Source organism: Dietzia sp. CH92, assembly GCF_032248695.1.
Classification (GTDB): Bacteria; Actinomycetota; Actinomycetes; order Mycobacteriales; family Mycobacteriaceae; genus Dietzia.
On record NZ_JAVHXC010000004.1, the window covers coordinates 193599 to 204866 of the forward strand.

Genomic DNA, 11268 nt, shown 5'->3' on the forward strand with positions numbered 1-11268 from the left:
CCCGGGCCGACCCGAGCCCCTACTCCCCCAGGCCGAGCGGGGTCGCGTCGAACTCGCCGGACAGCGCGGAGACGGCCCGGGCGAGCCGCAGGTCGCGCCGGGTGACGCCGTCCACGTCGTGGCTGCGCAGGTCGAGGGTGACCTCGTCGTAGCTCCACAGCAGGTCGGGGTGGTGGTTCTGCGAATTCGCGGCCTGCCCGATGGCGGCGACCAGGTTGATCGCGGCCTGCGGCGACTCGCACACGGCGGTGTAGGTCAGCGATCCCTCGGACAGGGCCCAGCCGGGGAGGTCGGCCAGGCCTTCGGCGATCTGCTCCTCGGTGAGGCGGGTCTGGTCGTCGGCGTCGGGGCGGGCGTTGTCGGCGTCTGCGCTCATGTCTCCAGTCTGGCACCTCTCGGCGCGACGGGCGCCCCGGGCGCGCGGCCGGCGCTCCCGGCGCTCCGGGAGCACGGCGGGCGCTCCGAGCGCTCGGCCCCGCGCCGCACCGCGCCGCACCGCGCCGCACCGCGCCGCACCGCGCCGCCCCGCGCCGCACGGCCGCTCGGCCCCGCGCCGCCCCGACCGCTCCCCCTACTCTGGTGTGGTGGAAACCCCCCCGAGCCTCCTGCCCCCAGGCGCTGGCCGATACGCGCCGAGCCCGTCCGGTGACCTGCACCTGGGCAATCTGCGCACGGCGGTGGCGGCGTGGGTGCTGGCGCGGGATTCGGGCCGGTCGTTCCGGATGCGGGTCGATGACCTCGACGCCGCGCGCGCCCGGCCGGGGGTGGCGGAGCGGCAACTCGCGGACCTGGCGGCGATCGGCCTCGACTGGGACGGCGAGGTGATGTGGCAGTCCGCCCGCTCGCACGCCTACGCGGCGGCCGCCAACCAGCTGGCGGATCAGAGTCTGGTGTACGAGTGCTACTGCTCGCGGCGCGAGATCGCGGAGGCCCCGCGCGCGCCGCACTCGCCGCCCGGGGCGTACCCGGGCACGTGCCGGGACCTGTCGCAGGCCGAGCGGGAGCGTCGTCGTGCGGCGTTGGGTCCGGGGCGCGTGCCGGCGTTGCGTCTGCGGGCGGCGGTCGACGAGCTGACGATCACCGATCTCGTCCACGGGCACTACACGGGGGTCGTCGACGATGTGGTGCTGCGCCGTGGTGACGGCGTGTGGGCGTACAACCTGGCGGTGGTCGTCGACGACGCCGAGCAGGGCGTGGACCAGGTCGTCCGCGGCGAGGACCTGCTCTCCTCGACTCCCCGCCAGGCGCATCTCGCGGATCTGCTCGGCCTCCCGCATCCTCAGTACGTGCACGTGCCGCTCGCGGTGAACGCCGCCGGGGAGCGGCTCGCGAAGCGGGACGGCGCGGTGACGCTGGCGGATCTGGCGGAGGAGGGGACGACGACGAGGGCGGCGGTCGCCCGCATCGTGGCGTCGCTGGGTGGCCCCGAGGGCGCGGACTCGATCGAGGCGTTGCGTGGGGTGGTCACCTCGGAGTCCCTGCGATCCGGTCCCTGGGTGGTGGCCTGACGGGGCGGGCCGGATTCGTCGGCGACGTGCGACTGCCCGGATAATCGTCGTCCGTGACCACTTCATCTCAGACCCCCGATCCGCGGGACCCACACGGGCCCGGGCTATCTGAAGGGACTGGGCGGCCGGACGGGATCACTCCCGAGCCGGCGCGCAGTCCCCAGTCCCCCACCGGCCCGGCCCCCACCGGCCCCGCCGCCGCCGCGTTCGCCACCGTCGGCAGCCCCTACTTCGGTTATCTCATCGCCCTGTTCGTCGGCGTGATGCTCATCAGCAACGTCACCGGCACCAAGGGTGTCCTGCTCTTCCCCGACCTGTCGTTCGAGGTCGGTTTCCTGTCGGTCGAGGGGCTCGTCACCGACGGCGCCTTCCTGCTCTTCCCGCTGGCCTATGTGCTGGGCGACGTGATCAGTGAGGTGTACGGTTTCCGCGCGATGCGCCGGGTGGTGCTCGCGGGGTTCGCGGTCCTCGCCCTGGCCGCGTTGAGTTTCACCGCGACGGTGCATCTGCCGGCCGCGCCGTTCTACGAGAACCAGGACGCGTTCGAGGCCGTCGCCGGCGTCATCCCGCAGTTCTTCCTCGCGGGCCTGGCCGGGTACGTGGTGGGTGAACTGCTCAACTCGTATGTGCTGGTGTGGATGAAGCGTCGCACCGGCGAGCGCAGCCTGTGGGCCCGGCTGCTCGGGTCGACCGTGGTCGGCCAGCTCGCCGACACGATGGTCTTCTGCACGATCGCGGCGCCCGCCCTGGGCATGATGCTCTGGTCGGGCGACTACTGGAACTACGTCGTCATCGGGTTCGTCTGGAAGACCCTCGTCGAGGCGGTCCTGCTGCCCGTGACGTACCTGGTCATCGGGTGGATCAAGCGGCGTGAGCCCAGTTATCAGGCGGCGCTCGCCGGTACGGCGGTTCCGGCCGGCGGCTCCGCGCCCGGCGCCGGGCTGCCACACTCGGGGGCATGAGCGCCTCGGACAGTCCTGCCGACCGTCCCGTCGTGCCGGTCCTCGGCGCGACCGTCGACGACCAGACCCGCTGCGTCCACTACGCCAGCCCGCTGGACATCGTCGCGATCCGCTTCCACTGCTGCGGGGATTTCTACCCGTGCTTCCGCTGCCACGCCGACGCCGTGGACCACCCGGTCTCGGCGTGGCCGGCGGGCCGCTTCGACACCCGCGCGATCCTGTGCGGGGTGTGCCGCTCGACGCTCTCCATCAGCGACTACCTCGAGGCCGACTGCTGCCCGTCGTGCGCGTCGCCGTTCAACCCGGGCTGCTCCCTGCACCACTCGATCTATTTCGAGGGGTGACGGCGCCGGGCGTGAGCCCTTCACCGCCCCGCGTAGTACCGACCCAGGAACTCGGTCTTGTACGCCACGTACTCGTCGGGCCCGGCCGCCATCGCCGCGCGCACCTCGTCGACCAGCCGCACCACAAAGGCGAGGTTGTGCAGGGTCAGCAGGGTGGAGCCGAGGAACTCCTTGGCCTTGAACAGGTGGTGCAGGTAGGCGCGGGAGTACTCGCGCGAGACCTCGGACGGCCCCTCGGGGTCGAGCGGGGTGTGGTCGTGCCGGAACTGGGCGCGGGTGATGTTGACCCGCCCGTCGAGGGTGTAGATCCCGCCGTGGCGGGCCAGCCGCGTGGGCGCGACGCAGTCGAAGGTGTCGGCGCCGTTCTCCACGGCGGTGAAGATGTCGTCCGGTTCGCTGATGCCGAGCAGGTGGCGGGGCCGGTCCTCGGGTAGTTCCTCGGTGCACCAGCCGACGATCGTGCCCAGGTTCTCCTTCTCCAGCGCGCCGCCGATGCCGTAGCCGCCGAACCCGCGTCGCCCCTCGGCCTCGGCCGCGTCGCTCATTTCGACGAGCCCGCGCACGGCCTGTCGGCGCAGGTCCTCGAACTGCGCGCCCTGGATGACGCCCCACAGCGACTGGCCGGGCCGGTGGGTCCGTTCGAGCGAGAGCCGCTCGTGCTCGTCGAGGCAGCGCTGCGCCCATCGGCGGGTCCGCTCCACCGAGCGTTCCTGGTACGTGCGGGTGTTCATGAGCGTGGTGAGCTCGTCGAACGCGAAGATGATGTCCGCGCCCAACGAGTGCTGGATCCGCATCGACACCTCGGGCGAGAAGCGGTGCCGGGAGCCGTCGAGGTGGGAGGTGAAGGTGACGCCGTCCTCGTCGACCTTGGCCAGCCGCCCCTGGCCCTTGTTGGTCGCGGCGTCGTCGGGCTTCGCGGCCGCGCCGGTGCTCATCTCGATGACCTTCTTGAACCCCACCCCGAGGCTCATCACCTGGAAGCCGCCGGAGTCGGTGTAGGTGGGCCCGGGCCAGCGCATGAACTCGCCCAGCCCGCCGGCGGCGTCGACGATCTCGTGACCGGGCTGCAGGTAGAGGTGGTAGGCGTTGGCCAGCACGGCCTGGGCGCCGGTGGCGCGGACCTGCTCGGGGGTGAGCGTCTTGACGGTGGCCTTGGTGCCGACGGGGATGAACGCCGGGGTGGCGATGTCACCGTGAGGGGTGTGGATGACGCCGGTGCGCCCGCCGGCGGTGCCGTCGAGGACCATCCGCTCCCCCACGTCGAAGGTGGTGGGGCGGGTGGTGGGCGTGGTGGTGTCCGGCATCGTTCCATCGTGGCATGTGCGCCCGGGATGTCGATCGTGACCCTAAGATGGAGAGAACGTCGGCGTGGGGGCGCCGGTACGGGGGGACGTGTAGGTGGGTGCCGTGGGCGCCCCGCACACGTCGAGGAGCACGACGACGAGGTGTGCCATGACCGCAGCAGGGGGACGACGGCTCTCCAAGCAGGAACGCCGTTCACAATTGGTCGTACTGGGGATCCGGCTGCTGGAGACGGTGCCGTTCCACGCCCTGTCACTGGACGATGTCGCCGAGCGGGCCGGGGTGTCCCGCAGTCTTCTCTTCCATTACTTCCCCACCAAGCTGGACTATCTCACCGCGGTCGTCCGGGCGGCGGCCGACCACGTGCTGTCGCTGACGGAGGTGCCGGAGGGCACGAGCGCCGAGGACAGTACGCGGGCCATCATCACGGCGTTGGTCCGGTACATCCAGCGTCGGCGGGACAACTACGTGGCGGTCCTGCGCTCGGGCCGAGCGGTGGACCCGGCGTTGGAGCAGGTGGTCGACGGGATGCACCGCACGATCAGCCAGCGGGTCCTCGACAGTCTGGGGATCGAGGAGCCGGGGCGGCTCGCGCTGGTGTTGACCAGGGCGTGGTTGGCCGGCGTCGAGGAGCTCGCGCTGCTGGGCGAGGAGTCGGGATTGCCGCAGGACGCCGTGATCGCCTCGGCGCTCTCCACGCTCGACGCGGTCATCAACCTCCCGGACTTCATCGCGGACGCCCATCGTTCCGCCGACCTCCGCCCCTGACCCACCCTCCCCGCAGCCGCCCTGGCCGGCTCTCCCCACAGCCGCCCCGACCTGCCCCTCTTCCGCAGCCGCCCCTCGACATGGCGTCTCGCGCGGACCGCGGGGCGGGCCAGACGCCATCGGGAGGGGCGGCTGCAGCTGACGCGTACAGGCACAGGAGCGAGACGCCAGGCCCGGGAGCGGCTGCAGGGCCCAGCCAGAAGCGAGGCGCCACATCCGGGAGCGAGACGCCAGGCACAGGAGCGGCTGTGGGGCCGCAGACGGGGCGGGCCAATGTGAGCGGCGCGACTCATGCCCGGGCGGGGGGGACGGCGAGTGATCGGACGCCGGCCGGGCCAGGAATGGCGAGAGCCCTCCCCACAGCCGCCCCTCGCCATGGCGTCTCGCGCGCACCGCGGGGCGGGCCAGACGCCATCGGGAGGGGCGGCTGCAGTTGACGCGTACAGGCACAGGAGCGAGACGCCAGGCCCGGGAGCGGCTGCAGGGCCCAGCCAGAAGCGAGGCGCCACATCCGGGAGCGAGACGCCAGGCACAGGAGCGGCTGGGGGGCCGCTGACGGGGCAGGCCGAGGAGAGCGGCGCAGCTCATGCCCGGGCGCGCGGACGGCGAGTGATCGGACGCCGGCCGGGCCAGGACTGGCGAGAGCACACCCCACAGCCGCCCCTCGCCCTGGAGTCACGCGCGCACCGCGGGTGGGGAAAGACCCCATGGGTAGGGGCTGCTCAAGTTGACGCGTACAGGCACAGGAGCGAGACGCCAGGGCCGGGAGCGGCTGCAGGGCCCGGCCAGAAGCGAGGCGCCAGATCCGGGAGCGAGACGCCAGGCACAGGAGCGGCTGCGGGGCCGCGGACGGGGCAGGCCGAGGAGAGCGGCGCAGCTCATGCCCGGGCGCGCGGACGGCGAGTGATCGGGCGTCGGGCCGGGCGGGGAGACGGCTGACGATCGGACGCCAGGCCGGGCGGGGAGACGGCTGGCGATCGGGCGCCGGGCCGGGCGCGGGGACCGCGAGTGAGCGGACGCCGGGCCGGGCCGGAAATGGCGAGAGCCCCGGACCTCTCTCGAGATCCGGGGCTCTCCCCGTGGCGGTGGCGGTGGGATTTGAACCCACGGTTGGGGGTTACCCAACACAGCATTTCGAGTGCTGCACCTTCGGCCGCTCGGACACGCCACCGCCGATCAGGCTACTGCACGATCGCCCTCGGGGAGAAATCGGCGCCCCGGAGGCGATGCGGGCACCCGGTCAGGGGTTGTTGCCCGTGAGCTTGTCGGCGACCTGGTTGGCCTTGTCCTTGAGCTTCTCGGCGCCCTGCTTGAGGTTCGCCTTGCCCTGGTCGGTCTGGCCCTCGGCCTGCAGATCGCGGTCGCCCGTCGCGGCGCCCGCCGACTCCTTGGCGCGGCCGCCCAGCTCCTCGGCCTTGTTCGAGAACTTGTCTCCCACACCCATGTGGTTCTCCTCTCGATCGCGGCGCCGGGGCCCGGCACCTTCTACGACCCACCGTACGGAGACCCGGACCAGCCCTCCACCGCTCGCGAGTAACGATCCACGCTGTGCGGATCACGGTCGGATCACCGACGGGCGCGGAAGAAGTCCTCCAGAACGGCCGCGCACTCGCCCTCGAGCACGCCGCCGAACACCTCCGGCCGGTGCACCAGTCGCCGGTCGCGCACGACGTCCCACAGCGAACCGCAGGCCCCGGTGCGCGGCTCCCACGCCCCGAACACGATCCGCCCCACGCGCGCCGCGACCGCCGCCCCCGCGCACATCGTGCACGGCTCCAGAGTCACCACGAGCGTGCAGTCCTCGAGCCGCCAGCCGTCCCCCAGGACCCGCGCCGCCTCGCGCAGGGCGAGGATCTCGGCGTGGGCGAAGGGGTCGCCGTCGGCCTCGCGTCGGTTGGTGGCGGCGGCGAGCTCGGATCCGTCCGGGCCCACCACGATCGCGCCGACGGGCACGTCCTCGGGCGGGGAGCCCGCCGCCACGGTCAGCGCGCGCCGCACGAGCCGCTCGCGGGCTCCACGCCCGGGCTCGCCGCCGAGGGATCCGGCCGCACCGCTGAGAGCACCGGGCTCGCCGCCGAGGGGGCCCGAGCCGGTCACGAGTCGGGCAGGTGTCGCTCGATCTCGTCGCCGAAGCCCATCCGCTCGGCCACCGACTGCAGCTGCTCGTCGGCGTAGAGATCGGTCTCGGAGACAATGATCTCGAGCACCCCGGCGGGCAGCCCCATGTCCTCGAGGATCGCCATGTCCCCCTCTCCCCAGGGGTCGGTGTCCTCGAGCTCCTCGTCGGTCATGTCCGGCACGTCCACGTTGAGCTCGTCGAGCACGTCCGCCGCCAGGTCGTAGTCCAGCGAGGCGGTGGCGTCCGACAGCATGAGCCGCATCCCCGACGGGCCCGGGCGCAGGATCACGAAGAACTCGTGGTCCACGTCCACCAGCCCGAACGACGGGCCCTCCGCCCGCAGCGCACGGACCTGCCGGGCGGCGTCGTCGAGACTCGTCAACGCCGAGTCGTCCAGGCGGGTGACCTGCCACGACCCGCCGTCCTGCACCACCCCGAGCGCGACACCGGTCACCGAGTCGTCGTCGGAATCGCGGGCGGATCGATCGGCGCTGCTGGTCATGGGCTCAACCGTAGTCGGCTGTGAGAACCTTGTCAGGTGACGGTGACGGCGGACGTGTGCGTGCTCGGAGCGGGTCTCATCGGCGGTTCGCTGATGCGGGCCCTCGGCCCCGGACGGACCTTCGGGTGGAACCGCTCCGCCGCAGGCGCGGAGGCCGCCACCGCCGCCGGTTTCGCCGTCACCACGGATCTGACCGCCACGCTCCGCCGGGCCCGTCAGGACGACGCCCTCGTCGTCGTCGCCGTCCCCCTCCCCGCCCTCGACACGGTCCTGGACGCGGTGGCCGAGCACGCGCCGGACGTCGCCCTCACCGACGTCATCAGCGTCAAGGGCCCCGTCCTGGACGCCGCGCGGCGGCGCGGTCTCGCGGCGCGATTCGTGGGCGGGCACCCCATGGCCGGCACCGCCCACTCCGGCTGGGACGCCACCGACCCCGACCTGTTCCGCGGCGCCACCTGGCTCGTCGCCGCCGACGACCACACCGACCCCGACACCTGGACGCGGGTCGCGGGTCTCGCCCTGGACACCGGCGCACGGATCCTCTCGGCGACCTCCACCGACCACGACGCGGCGGTCGCGCGGATCTCCCACCTCGGCCACGTCCTCGCCGAGGCGCTCGCCCTGTCCGGGGCCCGCGGCGGGGACCTCGCGCTGGCCCTGGCCGCCGGCTCGTTCCGCGACGGCACGCGCGTGGCGGCCACCGCGCCCGACCTCGTGCGGGCGATCTGCGAACCCAACCGGGACGCGCTGCTGGAGGTGCTCGACGAGTGCCTGGCCGATCTCGGAGCGGCGCGGTCGGCCCTGGCGGAGCGCGGAACGCTGGGCGCGCTGGTCGAACGGGGCCATCACGCGCGCCGGGCCTACGACCTGGCGCAGACGGACCGCGCGGACGGGCGGGGCGAGCCGCTCGAGGTCACCCCGGGCGCGGACGGGTGGCTGGAGGAGCTTCGCGCCGCGGGGGCGGCGGGCCGGGAGGTCAGGCCCGTCGGCTGAGTGGTCAGGCCCGTCGGCCGACCGTTCAGGCCCGTCGGCTGAGCCCCGGCACGTCGATGATCATGCCGCCGGCGTCGACGGTCGCGCTGGTCGAGGCGGTCGCCGTGAACCCGTGGACCTGCTCGTCGTCGCTGGACAGGGTGACCGTGTCCTCGGTGACGTCGAGGGTCATGGAGTCCACCGACAGGACGCGCTCCTCCGCGGAACCGGGCTGGGCGTGCAGGCCGAGACGGCCGATCATCACGCTCGCGAAGAACACGCTGTAGGTGACGTCCACGTCGACCACACCGTCACCGCCGACGCGGGAGCGGGTGCCGCTCGGATCGTCGAGGAGCCAGGCACCCTCGTCGTCGCACGCCAGCTCGATGGAACGCTCGTACTCCTCGGTGCTCACCGTGAGCCCGACACGACGCAGCGCACGGTTCGAGCCGAGTTCCGCCTCGTACTCCACCGTGAACGCCTCGTGCTCGGGGTGCGCCGCGGAGACGATCCGCCCGCGGGCGCGCGCGGAGTCGCCCTTGGGGACCACTCTGACCTGCTCGATCACCCTGCCGGTCTCGGAGATCCACGTGTACAAGCGGGGGCTCGAGGCGCGCTGCGTCTCGGACTGCGGCGCGGAGGACTGAGAAGCGTTCACACCGTCCACGGTAGGAAAATCTCCACCGAAACGCACATCCTCCCCCTTTACACGGTCACCGCGGGTGTAGGTCCACCCGGCCCCTGCGCCACGGGTAGAGCGTCACGTTGCGCGACCGCGGCCACTCCCGTCCGGACCCCACCGGGTCGAGCCGGTACCGCTGCAGGACGTGCCGCAGGATGACCTCGCCCTCCATCATGGCGAACGACGCCCCGATGCAGCGGCGTGCCCCGCCGCCGAACGGCAGCCACTCGGTGGGGGTGGGGACCTCACCCAGGAAACGGCCCGGGTCGAAGGTGCCGGGGGACGGGTAGGTGTCCGACGACCGGTGCGCCAGCACGATCGACGGCGACACGGTCACCCCCTTCGGGTACGTGCGCCCACCCACGGTCGCCGGCTCCTGCAGCTCCCGCATCACCATCGGCACCACCGGGTGCAGTCGCAGCACCTCCTTGAGCACGGCGTCGAGATACTCCGACCCGCCCTCGGCGATCTCAGCGACGCACCGGTCCTGCACGCCGGGGTGGCGGGCCAGCTCGAGCATCGACCACGCCATGGCGGTCGCCGTGGTCTCGTGGCCGGCCGCGACGAGGGTCATGAGCTGGTCACGCAGCTCGACGTCCGACAGGTGATGGTCGGACGGGCCCGACGCGCCGGAGGCCGAGGCGCGCACGAGCAGGGCCAGGAGGTCGCGCCGCTCGGCCAGGGCCGGGTCCCGGCGCGTGGCCTCGATCTCCTCCTGCAGGAACCCGTGGATGGTCTCCAGGTCGCGCACCTCCCGGCTCCACGGCCGGAACCGGCGCAGCGGCGGGATCCCCAGGCCGATCATCACCACAGGGCCGGCGTCCACGGCCCGGGCCACGATCGGTCGCATCCGGTCCAGCCGCGCCGAGTCGGTCACCCCGAACACGACCCGCAGGATCACCTCGAGCGTGAGCTGGTTGAGCAGGACGTGCGCGCGGACGCGGCCCGACCGCGGCCACCGGGACAGCTGCTCGGCGGTGACCTCCTCGACGAGCGTGCGGTACCCGTCGATCTCGCGGCGCCCGAACGCCGGCGCCAGCAGCCGCCGCGCCCGGGCGTGCTCGTCACCGTCCTGGAGCAGCAGCGAGTGGTCACCGAGGAGGGGACGGAGCAGGTCGTTGCCCTTGCCGGCGTGGAAGATCGACGGCGAGCCGGCGAACACGTCCCTGACCTGCGCGGGCTCGGACACCGCGATGACCTTGCGGCCCCGGGGCATGAGATCGAGCGTGAACGGCACCCCGTACCGCCGGGCCGCGGCCGGGAACACGGCCGCGGGGGCGGCGAGCGCCAGGACCGCCTGCAGGATCCGGGGCAGCCGCGGGCCCGGCGGGAGACTGTGTCGGAGGTCACTGGTCATGCGCCCACCGTACGACCCCCCTGCCGCGCCCGCACCCCTGTGACACCGGGAGGTCGTCGGACGTTCACCGCGATCGTCACCTCGTCGTCGTCGATCCGGTTTAACCTGGGCCGCATGGCCCTGCTCCCGGTGGACACGGACTCGACCCCCGACGACATCGCGGCCCTGCTCGCCGTGGACGCCGCGGTGCGCGCGGCGGTCGGACTCGAGCACGACCGGCCCACCCCCTCCGCCCTGCACTGGGCCGGCGCGGAGGGCATGTGGATGGCGCTGCTGCGGCCCGGTGACGGGCGCGCGCTCCTGGTCGGCTGGCACCACGAGTTCTCCCTCACCGAGGGCAGCGGGCGCGCGGGCGAGGCCGGCACCGACCTCGTGGGCGACGCCCCCGGCTGGTGGCGCCGCGGCGTCGAGTACGCCCGGTCCCGCGAGGCGTACCTGGGGTTCCTGTACGGCTGGGACGGCTCGGGCTGGTGGCGCCTGGACCAGCCCGTCGACGACGGCTTCGACCCCGAACTGTTCCCCGTCACCCGCGCGGCGATGCGCGACATCATCGACGACCTCGCCGACTCCACGCTCCTCGACGATCCCGATCCCGACGCCGTCGAGGCCCTCCTCGACGCCGGTGCCGGCCTCACCGCCACGCACCTCGCCGCGGTACTCCATGCCCCCGACGGCTGGCCCGAGGTCGACCTCGACGCCGGGGCCCGCGCCGCCGCCGGGTTCCGCTCCGGCGTCCCCGCCTGACCCCCACG

The 11268-nt window shown here is 73.2% G+C and carries 13 protein-coding genes and 1 tRNA gene; 6 read left to right on the forward strand and 8 right to left on the reverse strand.

Annotated elements, in window-relative coordinates; genetic code table 11:
• Positions 1–19: 19 nt before the first annotated feature.
• Entirely contained in the window at positions 20–376 is a 357-nt protein-coding gene (locus RWK90_RS10235) for a 4a-hydroxytetrahydrobiopterin dehydratase (RefSeq protein WP_314037439.1), read from the reverse strand.
• A 208-nt stretch (positions 377–584) separates the two neighbouring features.
• Here RWK90_RS10235 and gluQRS point away from each other — a divergent pair, with 208 nt between their 5' ends.
• From gluQRS to RWK90_RS10250, 3 genes are read left to right on the forward strand one after another with little or no spacing between them, the layout of a single operon-like run.
• A complete protein-coding gene (gene gluQRS, locus RWK90_RS10240; RefSeq protein WP_314037441.1) occupies positions 585–1508 on the forward strand; it encodes a tRNA glutamyl-Q(34) synthetase GluQRS in 924 nt (307 codons plus the stop codon).
• Between the two features lie 53 nt (positions 1509–1561).
• Positions 1562–2470 (forward strand): queuosine precursor transporter, encoded by a 909-nt coding sequence (locus tag RWK90_RS10245; protein WP_396230314.1) that lies wholly within the window; start codon positions 1562–1564, stop codon positions 2468–2470.
• Positions 2467–2814, forward strand: a complete 348-nt coding sequence (locus RWK90_RS10250) for a CHY zinc finger protein (RefSeq protein ID WP_314037443.1) — start codon at positions 2467–2469, stop codon at positions 2812–2814. The genes RWK90_RS10245 and RWK90_RS10250 overlap by 4 nt, the downstream gene beginning before the upstream one ends.
• Before the next feature lie 20 nt (positions 2815–2834).
• Here RWK90_RS10250 and tgt read toward each other — a convergent pair whose 3' ends face one another.
• Positions 2835–4118, reverse strand: coding sequence for a tRNA guanosine(34) transglycosylase Tgt (gene tgt / locus RWK90_RS10255; protein ID WP_314037445.1), 1284 nt, complete (start codon positions 4116–4118; stop codon positions 2835–2837).
• 148 nt (positions 4119–4266) lie between these two features.
• Between tgt and RWK90_RS10260 the strand changes: the two genes are divergently transcribed.
• The gene (locus RWK90_RS10260; protein WP_314037447.1) at positions 4267–4884 is read left to right on the forward strand and encodes a TetR/AcrR family transcriptional regulator; all 618 of its coding nucleotides are present in this window, start codon (positions 4267–4269) and stop codon (positions 4882–4884) included.
• Between the two features lie 1080 nt (positions 4885–5964).
• Here RWK90_RS10260 and RWK90_RS10265 read toward each other — a convergent pair.
• From RWK90_RS10265 to RWK90_RS10280, 4 genes are all read right to left on the reverse strand, one after another.
• Positions 5965–6055 (reverse strand) — tRNA-Ser (locus RWK90_RS10265).
• Between the two features lie 69 nt (positions 6056–6124).
• The gene (locus RWK90_RS10270) at positions 6125–6328 is read right to left on the reverse strand and encodes a CsbD family protein (protein ID WP_314037449.1); all 204 of its coding nucleotides are present in this window, start codon (positions 6326–6328) and stop codon (positions 6125–6127) included.
• A 122-nt stretch (positions 6329–6450) separates the two neighbouring features.
• Positions 6451–6882, reverse strand: a complete 432-nt coding sequence (locus tag RWK90_RS10275) for a nucleoside deaminase (protein WP_314037722.1) — start codon at positions 6880–6882, stop codon at positions 6451–6453.
• 95 nt (positions 6883–6977) lie between these two features.
• Positions 6978–7505, reverse strand: coding sequence for a tRNA adenosine deaminase-associated protein (locus tag RWK90_RS10280; protein ID WP_314037451.1), 528 nt, complete (start codon positions 7503–7505; stop codon positions 6978–6980).
• 36 nt (positions 7506–7541) lie between these two features.
• On the opposite strand from RWK90_RS10280, the gene RWK90_RS10285 reads away from it, so the two are divergent.
• Positions 7542–8498, forward strand: a complete 957-nt coding sequence (locus tag RWK90_RS10285) for a prephenate dehydrogenase (protein WP_314037453.1) — start codon at positions 7542–7544, stop codon at positions 8496–8498.
• A 25-nt stretch (positions 8499–8523) separates the two neighbouring features.
• On the opposite strand, the gene RWK90_RS10290 is transcribed toward RWK90_RS10285, so the two are convergent.
• Both RWK90_RS10290 and RWK90_RS10295 read right to left on the reverse strand, forming a co-directional pair.
• Positions 8524–9135: a putative glycolipid-binding domain-containing protein gene (locus RWK90_RS10290; protein WP_314037455.1), complete on the reverse strand. Its 612-nt coding sequence runs from the start codon at positions 9133–9135 to the stop codon at positions 8524–8526.
• Between the two features lie 55 nt (positions 9136–9190).
• Entirely contained in the window at positions 9191–10516 is a 1326-nt protein-coding gene (locus RWK90_RS10295; protein ID WP_314037457.1) for a cytochrome P450, read from the reverse strand.
• A 114-nt stretch (positions 10517–10630) separates the two neighbouring features.
• Here RWK90_RS10295 and RWK90_RS10300 point away from each other — a divergent pair, with 114 nt between their 5' ends.
• Positions 10631–11260 (forward strand): hypothetical protein, encoded by a 630-nt coding sequence (locus RWK90_RS10300; RefSeq protein ID WP_314037459.1) that lies wholly within the window; start codon positions 10631–10633, stop codon positions 11258–11260.
• Positions 11261–11268: the final 8 nt, after the last annotated feature.